This window comes from Neochlamydia sp. S13 (genome assembly GCF_000648235.2).
Classification (GTDB): Bacteria; Chlamydiota; Chlamydiia; order Chlamydiales; family Parachlamydiaceae; genus Neochlamydia.
Genome location: NZ_AP017977.1, coordinates 1246869 through 1264029, shown reverse-complemented (window position 1 = coordinate 1264029; position 17161 = coordinate 1246869). Strand labels below are relative to the sequence as shown.

The 17161-nt window shown below is 38.5% G+C and carries 17 protein-coding genes; 10 read left to right on the top strand and 7 right to left on the bottom strand.

Annotated features, from left to right (window positions below; genetic code table 11):
• Window positions 1-21 precede the first annotated feature (21 nt).
• Window positions 22-228: a tetratricopeptide repeat protein gene (locus TY21_RS11850; protein ID WP_368668648.1), complete on the top strand. Its 207-nt coding sequence runs from the start codon at window positions 22-24 to the stop codon at window positions 226-228.
• 255 nt (window positions 229-483) lie between these two features.
• Here TY21_RS11850 and TY21_RS04850 read toward each other — a convergent pair whose 3' ends face one another.
• The 5 genes from TY21_RS04850 to TY21_RS04835 form a co-directional block, all read right to left on the bottom strand.
• The gene (locus TY21_RS04850) at window positions 484-693 is read right to left on the bottom strand and encodes a hypothetical protein (RefSeq protein ID WP_042239648.1); all 210 of its coding nucleotides are present in this window, start codon (window positions 691-693) and stop codon (window positions 484-486) included.
• Entirely contained in the window at window positions 690-998 is a 309-nt protein-coding gene (locus TY21_RS04845) for a hypothetical protein (protein WP_158623026.1), read from the bottom strand. The genes TY21_RS04850 and TY21_RS04845 overlap by 4 nt, the downstream gene beginning before the upstream one ends.
• 61 nt (window positions 999-1059) lie before the next feature.
• Window positions 1060-1218: a hypothetical protein gene (locus TY21_RS10995; protein WP_158623025.1), complete on the bottom strand. Its 159-nt coding sequence runs from the start codon at window positions 1216-1218 to the stop codon at window positions 1060-1062.
• Window positions 1197-1505 carry a hypothetical protein gene (locus TY21_RS04840; protein WP_042239652.1) on the bottom strand — a complete coding sequence of 103 codons (309 nt, stop codon included), beginning with the start codon at window positions 1503-1505 and terminating at the stop codon, window positions 1197-1199. Before TY21_RS04840 ends, TY21_RS10995 begins: the two co-directional genes overlap by 22 nt.
• A 103-nt stretch (window positions 1506-1608) precedes the next feature.
• Window positions 1609-1794 carry a hypothetical protein gene (locus TY21_RS04835; protein WP_042239654.1) on the bottom strand — a complete coding sequence of 62 codons (186 nt, stop codon included), beginning with the start codon at window positions 1792-1794 and terminating at the stop codon, window positions 1609-1611.
• Window positions 1795-2040: 246 nt separating this feature from the next.
• Here TY21_RS04835 and TY21_RS04830 point away from each other — a divergent pair, with 246 nt between their 5' ends.
• Window positions 2041-5730, top strand: coding sequence for a tetratricopeptide repeat protein (locus tag TY21_RS04830; RefSeq protein ID WP_158623024.1), 3690 nt, complete (start codon window positions 2041-2043; stop codon window positions 5728-5730).
• A 142-nt stretch (window positions 5731-5872) separates the two neighbouring features.
• On the opposite strand, the gene htpX is transcribed toward TY21_RS04830, so the two are convergent.
• On the bottom strand, window positions 5873-6784 hold the full coding sequence (htpX, locus tag TY21_RS04825) for a protease HtpX (protein ID WP_042243854.1): 912 nt from the start codon (window positions 6782-6784) through the stop codon (window positions 5873-5875).
• A gap of 666 nt (window positions 6785-7450) precedes the next feature.
• Window positions 7451-8443 (bottom strand): ROK family protein, encoded by a 993-nt coding sequence (locus TY21_RS04820; protein WP_042243856.1) that lies wholly within the window; start codon window positions 8441-8443, stop codon window positions 7451-7453.
• A gap of 236 nt (window positions 8444-8679) precedes the next feature.
• Here TY21_RS04820 and aroA point away from each other — a divergent pair, with 236 nt between their 5' ends.
• From aroA to TY21_RS04780, 8 genes are all read left to right on the top strand, one after another.
• Window positions 8680-9966, top strand: coding sequence for a 3-phosphoshikimate 1-carboxyvinyltransferase (gene aroA, locus TY21_RS04815; RefSeq protein ID WP_042243858.1), 1287 nt, complete (start codon window positions 8680-8682; stop codon window positions 9964-9966).
• A gap of 66 nt (window positions 9967-10032) precedes the next feature.
• Entirely contained in the window at window positions 10033-10560 is a 528-nt protein-coding gene (locus tag TY21_RS04810) for a shikimate kinase (RefSeq protein ID WP_042243860.1), read from the top strand.
• Window positions 10550-11638, top strand: coding sequence for a chorismate synthase (gene aroC, locus TY21_RS04805; RefSeq protein ID WP_042243862.1), 1089 nt, complete (start codon window positions 10550-10552; stop codon window positions 11636-11638). Before TY21_RS04810 ends, aroC begins: the two co-directional genes overlap by 11 nt.
• Window positions 11635-13107, top strand: a complete 1473-nt coding sequence (aroE, locus tag TY21_RS04800) for a shikimate dehydrogenase (RefSeq protein ID WP_052354651.1) — start codon at window positions 11635-11637, stop codon at window positions 13105-13107. The genes aroC and aroE overlap by 4 nt, the downstream gene beginning before the upstream one ends.
• Window positions 13108-13266: 159 nt before the next feature.
• On the top strand, window positions 13267-14397 hold the full coding sequence (locus TY21_RS04795) for an ABC transporter ATP-binding protein (RefSeq protein WP_042243863.1): 1131 nt from the start codon (window positions 13267-13269) through the stop codon (window positions 14395-14397).
• Window position 14398: 1 nt separating this feature from the next.
• On the top strand, window positions 14399-15268 hold the full coding sequence (locus TY21_RS04790; protein WP_042243864.1) for an ABC transporter permease: 870 nt from the start codon (window positions 14399-14401) through the stop codon (window positions 15266-15268).
• Entirely contained in the window at window positions 15265-16029 is a 765-nt protein-coding gene (locus TY21_RS04785) for an ABC transporter permease (protein ID WP_042243865.1), read from the top strand. The genes TY21_RS04790 and TY21_RS04785 overlap by 4 nt, the downstream gene beginning before the upstream one ends.
• A 1-nt stretch (window position 16030) precedes the next feature.
• Window positions 16031-17068, top strand: coding sequence for a PotD/PotF family extracellular solute-binding protein (locus tag TY21_RS04780; RefSeq protein ID WP_042243866.1), 1038 nt, complete (start codon window positions 16031-16033; stop codon window positions 17066-17068).
• Window positions 17069-17161: the final 93 nt, after the last annotated feature.

Below are 17161 nucleotides of genomic sequence, written 5' to 3'. Positions count from 1 at the left end.
TCGTAAAAGATAACAGTATAAATTTTTAGACGGGCTTTTTCAATTTTTGTCCTGTACAAAGCTAAGCAAGGTAATATAGCTAAGGCGGTAGAGTATTTCAATAAAGCTCTTGCTATTGACCTTGATATTTTTGGCGAAAGTCATTCTAACGTAGCAAGAGATCACAATAACTTGAGAATGATTTATCCAGAGCAAGGTAAATTAAATAAGGCTGCTGGAATATATTAATATGGATGTTAATTTTGAGAGCTAAAAATTGCCTAACATGTATTTTTAAGTCCTATCTATTACAGATAATGCTTACTCTTACGCGTCCTTTTCGCAGTATAATCGTTTTCTTACTTCCGAAAAGTAGATTATAAATTTACAGGCTGTTTAACTAAAATCTTAGATGATAGGAAACCTTTATTTAAAAATTTAAATAATCCAGGATAACAAGTGAGCGTGCCAACGGGTGTAAACAAAAGTGTTGGCAACCTTTTTTTAAGCAGCAGCTTTGTAAGAATTCCAGTAAGCTTCCCAATAGCTATTTAATCTACCTATTCTTAAGTTCAGCATCGCATTAGCATTTTCTGTCTTCCACAAAGCTTCCGCTATCTTCAGCCTTTTTTGTACCACTGCCTTAAGACTACTTTCTATCTCGCCTGACCCAATCGGTAAGCCTTTATCTAAAGCGCTTTTATAATTCATCATATCCAGTCTTTTTCCATATATCTATAACATCTCACTAAGCCATTTTCCTGCTCGGGATGATCTAGCGCCCTGAACTTGTTTTCAATCTCTTTGAAAACCTCTCGGCTTTTACCAGCTTTTAACTTCTCTTTACTTTCTTCTAACCACTTTTTTGGCTCAAAAATATTGCACCAAATGGCGGCCTCGGATAAATATCCACACAGATGATAAAAATCAATTAAATGGCCGCTTCGATTGCAAAAGTTTAGTTTTATTTGTTCAGCTATCCACGGAGCGCTATCACTTATGGCATGCACATATAGCATGCACATAGCTGCCTTCTTTCAGGCCCGCTATTAAAGCACACTCTAGCATCTGTTGACCTGCTTATTCTGCCGTTCCAATACTACCAGCATAAAAGCGGTTGGCTCTGTCCTTGCCTCTTGCCAAACTTAGTTTGGCTTCTTTCCAACATACTTTCCGTGCTTTTCTTGCATCTTTTTTTGCTTGTTTGTCGGCCTCATCTATCTCCACAATGGGTACCATACTCCCATCTGTTTCACTAATAATGATTGCTTCTTGACTAACCGCTTCTTTTTTAGCTTAGCTATTTTGCTTGCATGCTTTTGGGTAATCAATCTAACCATGGAAGAAGAACCTTCAATTCCATAATGCTCTTTCATCTTTTCTCCTACTTTTCCAAAAGCAATATCTGCTCCAAAGTCGGTTATTGCTCGCTCTAATGGTAAAGAATAGCCTTTGCATCTAACCTTGGAAGAAAAGGAAAGGGGTCTAATCAATTTTCCTGCTTGTAGGGAGCATCTTTCTTCCATACCTACTATCCCAAATGTTGTATGCCAACTTAGTTTTTTTGGAATGCTGTCTTAATTTCATTTCCCGAGCCTTAGCTTCTTGTTCATTTACTTGATGCTCTGCTCAATCCTCAAGGCATTTTTTCCCTAAACCCCTAAATTCGGGAATAAGAGCAAATTCAGCATCATCCGCCACTTCTATCCCTTTAATTCCTTCGGTAATATCTAATAATTCTCTAATGGATTCTAATAAGCTGGGATGATTCTTTAAGCGATTTACTACATTATTAACTTCTTCTTCGTTAAGCATATGCAACCTCCTTTTGCTATACTTTCAGTATGTATTAATCCTTCCTTATCTTGCCAACACTTTTAATTACACCCAGGCTTTCATGCCACTTTCTATGGTTTTAATAAATGATTATTCTCATCAAATTTTTTATTGGCGTTTTTATAAATTTTCCGTATTGTTTAGAAAAAACAATTTTATTTTTACCATTCAGCTGGAAGCATACTTTGGCCAAAAATTATAACTAGCTAAAAAATGGATAACCATATGAATCAGCTTTCATCAGACTCTCTTCGTATACATCCCTTAATATTTCCCGCATTTGAGAAAAAAGAAGAACCTTCTTTTTGTATAAGAGAGACTAATGCCTATAGAGAAATTAGCTTAAAAATATTTAAGGAATTAGGGTTCCAAGATTTGTGCCAAGCCAAACTCATATGTAGAGAATGGAAGCAGTTAATTGAAAGCAGTCCATTAGCAGAAAACATCTATACGATAGGTTTAAAACTCGCTATTCAAAAGAACAACCCTATGCGTGAAAAAGTTTGCGCAGAAAAGCTAGTCCAAGAAGCATATTGCATAGAAAAACTAGGAGATATTTATCTGGAGAAAGGTACATCCGAAACATTGCTTCAAGCCGCAGGGCTTTACAACTATGCGTTACAAATTGTTTCTGATGACAAAAAGAAATTTTTTGAAGAAAAGCTTTTGAAAGCTCAACATTTACTTATCAACGTGTGTCAGGGAAAAGTTTTAGATAATAATAGAATAAGAAAAGAATTTAAGAGCAATTGCCAAGCATTAAAAATTTTTAGAGAAGAAATAGAGGAAATGATTCAATCTCTTCCAGAAACTCCTTCTTTCCAAGAAGTGAAAGAGCTTTACGGCAAGATCGCTCAGGATATAAAGGCTTTTTTTAGCTTATTAGTTAACCAGGCTCTTGATGTTTTAGGCCCGGCACATTGCGAATATGCCGTGATAGGCTTTGGTTCCTTAGCTAGGGAAGAGATGACTCCTTATTCCGATCTAGAATTTGGCATTCTTATAAAAGAAGATAACGAAGCAAATAAGAAGTATTTCAGGAATCTTACAACTCTAATTCACTTGAAAGTTATTAATTTAGGCGAAACCATCCTTCCTGCTTTAAATATCCCCTGCTTGCAAACCATAGATTTTTTTGATGGTGCTACACCACGAGGCTTTGCCTTCGATGGGGCAGGGGTAAAAGATAAAGGCTGTAAAACCCCTTTCGGCAATGGTAAAACATTTGAGCTTATCCAAACTCCTGGAAAGATGGCCCAATATATTGCTAAAGACGAGGAGGGCCAATGGTGGCATGAAAAAGAGCCTCATCTTCCGATGGAGCTTCTGAATTTTACCCATTTGCTAGGAAGTGAGGAGCTAACTAAGCAATATAGGAAAAATGTTCAGCATGAGCTTGAGAAGCCTTATCAAAAAGGATTAACCCTTCGCCAGTACTTAGCCAAGCAACACCTTGTGCTAGTTGATATAGAAGCTTTCAATCCAGGAATGCATGAGACGGGCAGACAAGGCATGCTATTTAAAGTTAAAAATGACCTATACCGTTTTCCTCATTTGGCTTTGGACCGGCTAGCCCTTCTCAAAAAAGTAGAGGCTTCTAACACTTTTACTAGAATTGAGCAGCTAAATAGATTAGGAATTATAACGGCAGATGCCACTGATAAATTAAATGATTGGATGAGTATAGCGCTATTTATGCGTCTTAAGACCTATTCCCACTATCAAGCACAACAGGAGATGATGAATCCCTTGATCAAACCCTTTGGCTTCGATAATCCAGAGCTTATTAAGAAGCAATTTGCTTTAGATCATAAAGCCATAGAAAAGATAAAAAAAATCTACCGAATTTTTATTCCTTTTTATCAGGCTATGCAAGATTTTTTAGCAGGCAATGAAGATACACTTAAATCTTCTAATTTGGAGGACAACTCGCCGCAGGCAGAAGGTGATATAGCTTTTAGGCTTTTCCAACAAAAAGAGGCAAAAAAGTATTATAAATCAGTCATAAAAACAGATACATATAACTTAGAAATTTTAAATGCTCTTGGAATGATCTATAGTTATCAAGGAAAATTAGGCAAAGCGGCTAAATATATTAAAAAAGCACTTGCGATTGACCTTATTTTTTTTAACGAGACTCATTTCACGGCCGCAATAATTTACAATAACCTGGGAACACTTTATCTCGAACAAGGAAATTTAAAAAAAGCAGCTGAGTGTATTGAAAAAGCAGTTGCTATTGATCTTAGGATTTATGGCGAAAATTATCCCCACCTGATCACAGATTACAATAATCTGGGCCAAATTCATCACCACCAGGGCAATTTAGCCAAGGCGGCTGAGTATAGCAATAAAGCTCTTACTATTGGCCTTAAGATTTTTGGCAAAAACCATTCTACTACCGCGACGATTTACAGTAATTTGGGACAAATCTACAGAGATCAAGGCAATCTAGACAAGGCTGCTGAGTACGCCAAAAAAGCACTCACTATTAGCCTTAATCTTTTTGGTGAAAACCATCCTACTATAGCAGCAAATTACAACAACTTGGGAATGATTTACAAGGATCAACCAGATTTAATGCTGGCGGCCGAGTATATCAGGAAAGCGTTCGAAATTGACTTTAAGTTTTTTGGTGAAAATCATCCGAAAATCGCAATAATTTACAACAACCTGGGGCTAATTTATCACGAACAACAGGATTTGGAACAAGCATTAAAATATATTAAGAAAGCCCTTGCCATTGAACGTAGGCTTTTTGGAAAAAATCACCCCTCTATGGCCATACGCTATCACAACTTAGGAGCTATCTATCGAGATCAGGGGAATTTTGAACTGGCGACTGAATATGTCAATAAAGGCCTCTCCATTAGCAATAAGCTTTTTGGTATGCATCATCTTACTAGGGCAAGCTTTTACCAGACCTTGGAGGAAATCTATTACAAGCAAGGAAATTTAGAGCAGGCAGCTAAGTATGCTAAAAAAGCTCTAGCTATTAATCTTAAATTATTTACGGAAAATTCTTCTAAGGCAGCAATGTGTTATAATAACTTAGGAAAAATCTACTTAGAACAAGGCGAGTTAGAACAAGCTGCTGAGAATGCTAAGAGAGCACTCGCTATTAATGTTAAGATTTTTGGTGAAAATCACCTTGATGTAGCAATAGCTCATAGCAACCTAGGAATAATTTACCGTACACAAGGAAATGTTGAGCAGGCTATTGAAAATACCGAGAAAGCACTCGCTATTACACTTAAGCTTTATGATGAAAATTATCTTAATGTGGCAAGGTACTATAATAATCTGGGAGAACTCTATGCAGCTAAAAAATGTTTTGAACTGGCAGCTAGGTGTTTTAAGAAAGCTCTTATTGTTAATCTTAGGATTTTTAGTGAAAATCATCCCAGTACCGCTACAATTTGCGGTAATTTAGATTTTATTCAAGATGTGGCAATAGCTTATGCTAAAGCAGGAGAAATCTGCTTAGAAAAAGATTTGGAAAAGGCAAGAGAATATGCCAATAAAGCGCTTGCCATTGATCTTGAGCTGTTTCGTGAAACTCATTCCAACGTGGCCATAGATTACAACCTCTTAGGACTAATTTACCAAGAAGAATGTAATTTAGGACAAGCTGCTGAGTATACCTGCAAAGCCCTTGCCATTGACCTTAAGCTTGTGGGTGAAAATCATTCTAATGTGGCAATTTATTGCAGCAACTTAGGATCCATTTATTATAAGCAAGGCCATTTAGAGCAAGCGGCTAAGTATAGTAAAAAAGCTCTTACCATCGCCTTTAACCTTTTTGAAGAAAATCATCCCATTATAGCAAGAAATTATAAAACTCTGTGGCAAATTTACAACGATCAAGGTAATTTTGAGCAGGCGGCCGAATATAGCAATAAAGCTCTCACCTAATTACTTTCCTTTTCAAAGAAGCCTCATTCCCGGTGACAGCTTAACCTTTATCTAAAAAAGAAACCAAGCACGAAACTTTTCATGTAGAGGAGATTGCAGAAGATCGCAATCTCTCTCTATTTATTTTGTTTAGCTTAACATTTTAAAATCGATAAAGCTGCTGCAAGCGGGCAATACGATCATCTAAAGGAGGGTGGGAAGCAAACCATTGCATGAGCCCTTTTTTTGTCCCTGAGATTTTAAAAGCGTTGATCGCTTGTTGATTTTGATTAGGGTCTTTAACTTCAAAGTTGCTTTTCAAAGCTTGTAATGCAGCAATCATAGAAGAAGCGCCTACTAAGCGTGCACTTCCTGCATCCGCTCTATATTCGCGATAGCGAGAAAAGCTTGCGACTACTAGGCTGCCTAAAATCATAAAAACAATTTCTAAGCCAAAAACGATCATTTGGTACATAAAAGGAGAAGGTTCTTCATCCCGTTCTTTAGAGAAAGTTTTGCTAATACCATAAGCTACTATTCTTGCAAGGAACATTACAAAAGCATTAATAACCCCTTGTAATAAGGTCATGGTTACCATATCACCGTTAGCTATATGAGTAATTTCATGACCGATGACCGCGTCCACTTCATTTTTTTCCATACGCTCTATTAAACCTGAAGAAACGGCTACTAAGGAATTAGAACGAGAAGGCCCTGTGGCAAAGGCATTAAGTTCAGGGGAATAATAAATACCTACTTCTGGCATTTTAGGTAATCCTGCTTTTCTTGCTAGCTGATAGACTGTTTCAAGTACCGCACGTTTTTGTAAGTCGGGGGTATCTGGATCGATCATTTCTAATCCGACCATCCATTTGGCCATTACCTTGGACAAGAGTAGAGAAATAACCGCTCCTCCCATTCCCCATAATAAGCAGAAAATGGCTAAAGAAGGTAAATTGATCCCTTTTTTCATCAAGAAAGGTTGTAGATTAAAAAAGTAGGTAATGAATGAAATGAAGGCGACAACTAGAAAGTTAACAACGAGGAAAAGAATAATACGTTTAGCTAAGGCCATAAATAGACTCCCATTTTATCAGACGTTCTACGTAATCTTACAATTTAAAGGTTTTAATTGTGAATGGATTTCTGCTTGCGAAGGGCAACTCTTAAGAAGCAAGCTTTCTTGGCTAGAAGGTAGCTATTCAGGTTCTTATACTTTAAACTTCTATTAGGCATTAACTTGGCAATTTAAAAACTTTTTTAATTGTTAATTACCCAATACAAGAGCGAATAATTTTCCCACCCTTATTTTTTACTTATTTTCTTATGTATAGGTATGTAATATCCTTAGCCTCTCTTTATTTTAAGCAATTTGATGAGCATTTTATCCTGCTAGAAGCCTTATCTTTTAACTTCTTTTGTAAGTTGTCGTTAGATAAGAAAAAAACACCTGTTGGTAAATTTCTTGGAAGTAACCCCCCGCGTGTTTTTAGATAGGAGGTGATGGATACTCATTTGAGAAGGGGTAATTTCTTAGTCCTATCGGTCTAACCTGCCTTTATTTATGCATCGAGAAAACGTGCTACTCATTCTTTTCAAGCACTGGAAAATATTTTCGATTTTTGCCAACATTTGTGCAGCCCCTCTTAAGTTTGCCTGCTCCATTTCATATACAAAAACTCGCACAGTATAAAAAATTTCTTGTAGGGCTAAATCCAATAAAAACCAGACTTTAAGAGTGTTAAATCAGAGTTTCTTTATTTTTGGAAGAGTTCAAATGCTGATGCCAGGCTAAAGCTCCAGCACCTATAGTGCCGGCGTCTTCAGTGAAGATGGCGGGTAAAATTTCAAGCGTGGAAGTGGCTGCTTTTAGCGCATAATTTTTAACTCTCTTTTTTATATAATCCACTGCTTCGGGTAACCCATGAATAATACCGCCTCCTAAAATTAACCTCTCAGGATTAAAAATATTAATCATGTTGCTACAGCCAATCGTTAAAGCCTCCATGACTTCATTTAGAATTTGGCCTGCTAGGATATCACCTTCCTTATAGGCTTGAATGACAAGCTTTGCTGAGATCGTGGAAATATCTCCATTGGTAAGATTTAATAAAGCTTTTCCTTGGGAAGGATTATTGTAGGCCCATTCTTTGGCTTTTTTGGCTATCGTCCATCCTGAGGCCATCGCCTCGAAACATCCATGGCTTCCACAGGTGCAAAGTGGACCATTCATTTGAATAATTGTATGACCTAACTCGCCCGCACAGTTAGTGTAGCCAGACATAACTTTGCCTTCATTGACGATACCGCCGCCAATTCCTGTGCCAACAAATACACACACAATATTATTGCTGCCTTTTCCTGCGCCATTTAACCACTCTCCCCAGGTAGCTGCACGTCCATCATTGGTAATAGTTACAGGCAAGGAAGTTACCTCTTCAATCTTTTTCTTTAAAGAAATGTTATGCCAATTTAAATTGGGAGCAAAAACGATGGAACCATCCTTAGCGCTGACCTGCCCCGGTACACCAATTCCAATCCCGCAGATAAAATTTTTCCCCAAATCATGAAATTCTTGAATCGTTTGGATGATCTCCTGTTCAATCACTTCTTGCTGGCGATTAGCTTGGGTGGAAATTCTTTTTTTGTGATGAATAGTGCCATAACGATCGACCAAGCCTATTTCAATCTTAGTGCCTCCAATATCCATCCCAATTGCATATTTTTTTGCCATGCAGTTAGTCTCCTACTTTAGAAGTTGGATATAGCTAAATAATAATTATAAATAAACAAAGTTATTGGCAATTTTGCCAGTTATCCATACATGTTACAAAAAGTCACCTAATCTGATCCAAACATAAGAACGATAATTAAGAAAGAGAATTTGACTTCAGTTGTTTGCCTAAGCTATCCTGCCGTCTGTAGAGAAGAAAGTAAGGTTAGACAGCCAAGGGGAACGAGAAATTTTTTATGAAAACATTAGTAGTAAGGCCTTCATCTCTTTCAGGGGAAATTCAAATTCCTTCTTCTAAGTCACAAACACACCGAGCCATTTTATTAGGATCTTTAGGAAAAAATGTTTCTCTTGTCTACCATTATTTAAATTCTCCCGACTGCCTGGCCATGATGGAAGCTTGCCGTTATCTGGGAGCTAAAATTACTGCTCAAGGCGATCATCTACAGATTGAAGGTATCGGAGGAAACATTTGGGGAGCAGAAAATGTGATTAATGCCCATAATTCTGGTATAGTCTTACGTTTTATTTCTGCCATTGCTGCTTTAGGGAGTCACCCTATAGTCATTACGGGTGATGAATCAATCCGGCATCAACGTCCTATGCATGTCCTTCTTAAAACTTTAAAGCAATTGGGAGTACAAGCGATCTCCACGCGAGGAGATGGATTTGCGCCTGTGATTATAAAAGGACCTTTAAGGCCAGGGCAGGGTGTTATAGAAGATGGTTCTGACTCTCAAAATATCTCTTCTTTGCTAATGGCTGCTATTTTTTTAAAAGGTACTTTAGAGCTAGAGGTGCATCAGACTGGTGAAAAACCTTGGATTGATTTAACTTTGGATTGGCTCAAAAGATTAAAAGTGCCTTATGAAAACCATCGCTATAAAAATTTTAAAGTTCAGGGAATAGGTAGTTATGATGGCTTTGAATATGCAGTACCAGGAGATTGGAGCTCTGCTGCTTTTCCTATAGCTGCTGCTATCGTTACCCGGTCGGAAGTTGTGCTTAATAACCTTTCTATGCACGATCTGCAAGGGGATAAAGCTATTGTCAATATTTTTAAACAAATGGGTGCTGGCATAGAGATTGATGAGCAGGCCCACAGCATACATGTCTATCCAAGAGCATCTTTAAAAGGTATTACTGTAGATATCAATGATTGCATAGATGCTCTTCCTATCCTTGCTGTTGTGGCTTGCTATGCGGAAGGTCAAACCTCGATTATCAACGCAGCGGTGGCGCGTCAGAAAGAATGTGATCGCATAGCTTGTATAGCTACAGAATTAAATAAAATGGGAGCTCTTATTCAGGAGTCTCACTCGGGCCTCTGTATTACAGGAAATCCATTAAAGGGAGCCTCTGTTTTTTCTCATAAAGATCATCGGATGGCGATGGCCTTAGCGGTAGCGGGAATGGGCGCAAAAGGTGAAACAGCTATTTATCCTTCTAATTGTATTGAAAAAACATACCCAACTTTTGTTCAAGATTTTAAGCGCTTAGGTGCTCATATAGAGGAAGTTTAAAAGTAGCTTTTAAGGAAAATGTTTTTACCGACTAATCTTTTATCGTATGGATAAGGAAATTCTAACATGAATATTATTTTAGCAGGACCGCCACTAACTGGAAAAACAACGTTAGGTAAGCAAGTAGCCTGTAAATTCGGTTGGCCATTCATCGATACCGATATGTTAGTTGAGAAATGCTATAAAAATGAAAAAAATATTGAAGTTTCTTGCCGTGAGATCTTTAAGAGGGAAGGGGAGACTCAATTTCGTGCGTATGAGCAAGAAGCTGTTTTATCCTTGCAAGGTTATACTCATTCGGTTATTTCTCTAGGTGGAGGAGCTTTAGAAAAGTTAGATAATGTAAGGATTCTTAAAAAAATAGGTAAAATCATTTATATAAAAACTTCTTTGGCACTTTTAGAAAAACGATTATTAGATCATTCACTTCCTTCCTATCTGGAGAATGAAGAAAAGCCTTTGGAAGCTTTTCAGAAGCTAGTAAGAAGGCGCTCTCCTTTTTACGAATTATATGCTGACCAAATCATTGAAACAGGTTCCCTAAGTGCCTCTCAAATTGTAGCAATTATTTACGAGAGTTATCATGGCCAGTAATTCAATGGGAAATATTTTTAGGATTACCACATGGGGTGAATCCCATGGGCCCGCCATCGGCGTAGTTATCGACGGTTGTCCAGCAGGTTTACTGTTGCAAGAAGAAGACATCAACCAAGCATTGGCTTTACGTGCTCCTGGGCATAATATATACACTTCGCCTCGTCAAGAGAGCGATCGATGTCAAATCTTATCAGGTGTTTTTGAGGGTAAAACCACGGGCACTCCTATTTCTATTTTTATTAAAAACAGAGATGTAGACTCTAGCAAATATGAGCCTATCCAGAACCTTTTAAGACCCGGCCATGCTAATTTCACCTATTTGGAAAAATATGGCCTTTTTGACTATCGAGGAGGAGGGCGTTCATCAGCAAGAGAAACAGCCTGCCGAGTGGCAGCAGGAGCGGTGGCTAAAAAATTATTAAGGCATTACGATATTCAGGTTATAGCTTATCTTTTGCAAGTGGCTAATATAGCCGCGAAAGTTTCTTTTTCAGCTGATCTTTTCGATAATGTTTATAAAAGCCCTATTTACTGCCCGGATGCAAAAGCTGCTAAGTCTATGCAAAAGGCTATCATGCAAGCTAAAGAAGAGGGGGATTCTTTAGGAGGGATAGTTGAATTAATTGCTCATAACCTTCCTGTAGGATTAGGAGATCCTATTTATGAGAAGCTGGAAGCTAATTTGGCTAAGGCGATGATGAGCTTGCCTGCTACCAAGGGTTTTGAAATTGGCGCTGGCTTCCAAGCAGTGAAGATGCCAGGTTCTACCCATAATGATTCCTTTCAGCAGCACCAAGAAAAAATTACCACTGCTACTAATCATGCCGGTGGAACATTGGGAGGGATTTCTACTGGAATGCCTTTAATAGCACGTGTGGTATTTAAGCCTCCCTCAAGTGTGATGAAAGAGATGGCAACTGTTAATAGGCTAGGGGAGGCGGCTACATTTAAGCTGCCGGCAGGTTCGCGTCACGATCCTTGTGTCGCTATTCGAGCCGTGCCGGTAGTGGAAGCTATGGCAGCACTTGTATTAGCTGACGCTCTTCTTATGAATCGTTTATCGAGGTTAGAGTGATTTGCATAGTCATTTTAGGACCGACCCTAGAAGAAGCACGCTTGCAAATTCAGCAAGCCAGCTTGCATGCTGACTTAATTGAGCTGCGTTTAGATTACTTTATTCATCGCGAGCCTACTACCCTTAAGAGTTTATTAAAGGAATTTCCTTTACCGATGATTTTCACTCTGCGTTCTAAATCGCAGGGAGGTCATTATCCTTACGATGAAAAAACCCGTTTACAAGAAATTAAATGCTTGGCTGCTTGTAAGCCTGCCTATTTAGACATTGAAGCAGATGTGCCTCACGCTTTTATAAAGCAAATAAGCCAGGACCAGCCGGGCATTAAATTGATTATCTCTTCTCACCATTTTAAAGATACTCCTGCAAATCTGAAAGATATTTTGGATAAATTGCCTGTCATAAAAAATGGAATCTACAAAATCGCTACTCATTCCTTTTGTACTGCTGATATATTAAAACAGATGCAAGAGGCTAAAAATCAGCAAAACATCATTTCCATTAGCATGGGAGAAGATGGGCAAATAAGTCGAATTTTAGCTCCAGTTGTTGGAAGCCCAATAACTTATGCTAGCTTGGATGAGAAGCGTAAGGCAGCACCAGGCCAGCTACCTGCCCAGCAGCTGAGGGAAATCTATGGCTATAAAGCTTTAAACCCTCAAACGGCGCTATACGGCCTAATCGGAGATCCTGTATCAGCTAGCATAGGCCATCTCACTCATAATGCTCTTATGCAAGCTCTTAATTTAAATGCAGTTTATGTAAAAATGCGAGTAAAACCCCAAGATCTTAAAGTTTGTTTGAATCTCATGAAAAAATTAGGATTTCAAGGGTTAAGTGTCACCATGCCGCTTAAAAGAGAAATTATAGGCTTTTTAGATCAGGTGGATGAGGAAGCTCTCGCGATTGGGGCTGTAAATACTTTGCTATTAAAAGACGGGCAATGGATAGGCTACAATACGGATGGCAAGGGTTCTTTAGAAAGTATAGAAACGTGGGGAGCCGTTAAGGATAAGAAAATTATTCTTTTAGGAGCTGGAGGTGCTGCCCGCGCGATTGCTTTTGAAGCACGGCGCAAAGGAGCGGCACTCATCATTTTAAACCGTACTATCCAAAAAGCTAAGCAGCTAGCTTATGATTTTGGCGGCCAAGCGGGAAGCTTGGAAATGATGCAGGCATATTTTCAAGCTGGCTATGACATCTTAATTAACTGCACATCGCACGCCTTTCCTATAGCTCCTAGCAATCTTAGCAAAGAAGCGCTTGTTATGGATATTACTTCCAATCCTAAAGACACTGATTTTTTAAAAAGCGCCATCAAGAGAGGCTGCCGCATTGTATATGGATATCAGATGTTTATTAGACAGGCCGTCAAGCAGTTTAAGCTTTGGTTTCCTGAAAAAATTGATGAAAAAGTTGCTTTAGAAATTTTAGAAAAGAAAGCTTTAGAATCCTTACTTGTTAAGTAAATTGTTTAAAAGTTAATTTGAATGATTGCCGATTCCTCTTTATTTTTTATCCAAGTCTTCTGATTAATTTCCTGTGTAATTTCTTGATGTATTGCCTAGTCTTTGCTATCATGCTACCTGCTGGGTAAAAAGAACATTTAATTAAGATAAGGCTTGTTAATGACAGATTCCTTAGAGTTTATAGGTATATCCAAAGAATTTGGTAATGTAAAAGCCCTTCAAGATGTTACTTTTTCAATCAAGAAAGGAGAGTTTTTCTCTCTCTTAGGTCCTAGTGGCTGTGGTAAAACTTCTTTGCTGCGTATTGTAGCAGGTTTTGAGCGTCCAACCCAAGGAAAGATTCTTTTAGATGGGCAAGATATTACCCATATTCCTCCTCATCAACGTCCTGTTAATACTGTCTTTCAAAATTATGCGCTTTTCCCTCATCTTAATATTTGGGAAAATATTGCTTTTGGTCTACGTGTCGCTAAAAAGTCTCAAAAGGAAATCGATTTTGAGGTAGACCGCATGCTGCATTTGATTCAGCTTAAAGAATTAGCCTATAAGATGCCTGACCAGATTAGTGGAGGTCAAAAGCAACGGGTAGCTATAGCAAGAGCTTTAATTAATAAACCACGCGTCTTATTGCTAGACGAACCTCTGGCAGCATTAGATCTTAAGTTGCGTCAAAAAATGCTACTCGAATTAGATTTGATTCATGATGAGGTAGGTATTACCTTTTTATTTATTACCCATGATCAGACTGAAGCGATGGCCGTAAGCGATCGTATTGCTGTTTTGCGGCAAGGTAGCCTTGAGCAAATAGGAACTCCTATTGAACTCTATGAAGCTCCTAAAAGCAGCTTTGTGGCAGCTTTTATTGGCGATACTAATTTTTTGGACGGCCATGTAGCTGAAAAAGTTTCGCATGACTATAGTCTTTTAACGTTAGATAATTTTCCCAATGTTCTTTGCTTTAATGACAAACAGCTTAATGTGGGAGATCTTGTCCATCTGAGTGTGCGCCCGGAGAAAATGCATATTTCCCGCGAACAGCCTCCTCATCATCCTCGTCACAATCAGGTACCCGGAGTGGTTGAAGACGTGGTATATAAGGGAGCGCACACAAACTTTTGGGTAAGAGTTGAAGGTCATCGCATTGCTGTTACTCAGCAACACCGCCGCTTTTTACTTGATGAGCATCCTATTCGTTGGAATGATAAAGTGTGGATATGGTGGCATGCAGATGATGGCTTTATTTTAGAGAGATACAATCCCCAAGTTTCCATTGAAAAGCAGGGCGAATAAGATGAAGAAGGCTAAGCTAGAAGAGCTTGCTCTAACCATACCCTCTTTTATATGGCTCATTATTTTCTTTTTTATTCCTACGCTTGTAATCTTTACTTTTGCCTTTAAGCCTAGTGATCCTTTTGGAGGCATAGGGCAAGGGTGGACCTTAGAGAATATTTATACTTTGCTGGATGCTAGCTATTTATTATTAATATGGCGAACTGTTTGGCTGAGTGTGCTAACCACAGTTTTTTGCCTTGCTTGTGCGCTACCGGTTGGCTATCAGCTTGCTCGTGCTTCTACAAGAACACGCCAGCTTATTCTATTACTAATCATTGTTCCTTTTTGGAGCAGCTTTCTCGTACGTATTTTTGCCTGGAAAGCTTTATTGCATCCTGAAGGCTTTTTTAAAAATTTTTTAGTGCAATTACATCTTGCAGATCCTTCCGTATCTCTTCTTTATAATTCCGGGACGGTGCTATTAGTGATGGTCTATACCTATCTGCCGTTTGCTGTCTTACCCATCTATGCTTCAGCTTCAAAATTTAATTTTCAATTGCTGGAAGCTGCAGCAGATTTAGGTTCTACTAGGCTCTATGCTTTCGTAAAGGTTTTTCTGCCCTCTATTCGAAAAGGCTTGGGAACAGCTACATTAATGGTATTTATTCCTGCTATTGGCGCTTATGTGATTCCTGATCTTGTAGGAGGGACGCAAAGTGAAATGATAGGTAATAAGATCGCTCAACGTACTTTTATAGATCGCAATCTACCTTTAGCAAGTGGCTTATCGGCGTTACTCTCTATCATTATCTTACTGCCCATGAGTATTTTTACCCTTATACAAAGTAAAGCGAAGAAATTAAGCTTTGAAGGGCGAGCAAAAGAATGAAAAAAAGCCGGTTCCCTTTTATCATTACTATTATCGTTCTGATTTTTCTTTATCTTCCCATTATTGTGCTTTTTATTAATTCTTTTAATGATTCGCGTTTTGGGGGAGAATGGGCGGGATTTACCTGGAAATGGTATGAACGTCTTTTACGCGAGCGAGCCTTGTGGCAATCTTTTCGCAACTCGTTAATTGTAGCCTTAAGCGCTACTTTTGCCTCTTCAATCTTAGGGACGACAGCGGCTCTAGCCCTTTATCGCTATAAAACGCGTTTTCAAAAAGCCCACTATGGTTTAGTCTATGTGCCTTTAGTTATCCCAGATATTTTGACTGGGATGAGCTTGCTATTATTGTTTATGGCTTTAAATATTAAACTAGGCTTGTTTACGGTATTTATCACGCATACAACCTTTTGTCTTAGTTATGTGACGATGGTGATATTAGCTCGCCTGCAAAATTTTGACTTTTCCATTATTGAAGCAGCCCAAGATCTAGGAGCTAGCAGTTGGACGGTACTTCGCAAAGTTCTTATTCCTTTGCTTGCTCCAGGCATTGCGGCAGGCGCCATGTTAGCTTTTACCCTTTCTATAGATGATTTTGTCATTACTTTCTTTGTGGTAGGCCAAGGGACAACCACTCTACCTATCTACATCTATAGTATGATAAAATATGGATCCACCCCTGTGATTAATGCATTATCGGTAATTTTACTGATCTTTACTTTTATAATTATTTGGCTGACACAACATTTGTCAGAGGAGTAGTATGAGAAAGTGGCTGTTTTTTATGATCGCTTTTGTCTATTTAGCCATCCTTGTTACCACTTGCAGCACCCCTGAGAATGAACTGCATTTGTATATTTGGGCGGATTACATTAAACCTGAGCTTATTGAAAAATTTGAGCGGGAGCATAATTGCCGGGTAGTATACGATACTTTTGATAGCAATGAGTCCATGTACGCCAGATTAAAGTTAGGCGTTACAGGTTATGATGTGATCTTTCCTAGTGGCTATACCTATGAGCTGATGCTGCAGCAAAAAATGTTGAATCCTATCCCTATCACCTCACTTTCCTATTTAAAAAATCTTACCCCTCATTATACGCCTGAAAAGTTTGAGGGGGGCAGTGTCATCTATGGAGTACCTTTTGCGATGAGCTACAGTGGGATTGCTTATCGCAAAGATAAAATTAAAGTGGAAGATCAAAGTTGGGGAATATTTGGCCGATTAGATATGCGTGGACGCATGACGATGCTTAATGATATGCGGGAAACCATAGGAGCAGCCCTAAAATATTTAGGCTTTAGCGCCAACAGTATTAATAAAGCAGAGATTAATCAAGCGGTTGATCAGCTGCTTGTATGGAAGAAAAATTTAGCTAAATTTGAGAGTGAACAGAATAAACATGGAATCGCTAGTGCTGAATATATTGTGGCGCAAGGATACAATGGTGATATGCTCCAAGTCATGAGGGAAAATAGCCACGTAGGATTCTTTATCCCTCAAGAAGGCTCTATTATTTCACTTGATTATGCTGTTGTTCCGCAACACGCTCCTAATCCTAGCCTAGCACATGCTTTTATTAATTTCTTATTGGAAGGAGCGGTAGCTGCAGAAAATATGCAATTCACCTGTTTTCCTTCACCCAACCAAGCTGCTTATGCTCTTTTACCTAAAGAACTGCAGGAAAACCCCTCTCTTTTTCCTCCTCAAGCAATATTAGATAAATCCGAGGTACTGAGATATTTAGGTAAAGATGGCGAACTTTATAATCAAGCTTGGGATAAAGTTAAAAAGAGTTGAACTTGACCCGAGAAGCTTGCTAATGAGAGGGCTAAAAATTATGAAAAAGAAAATGAGCGAGGACTGGGAAGCATTTCCATTACTTGATTATTG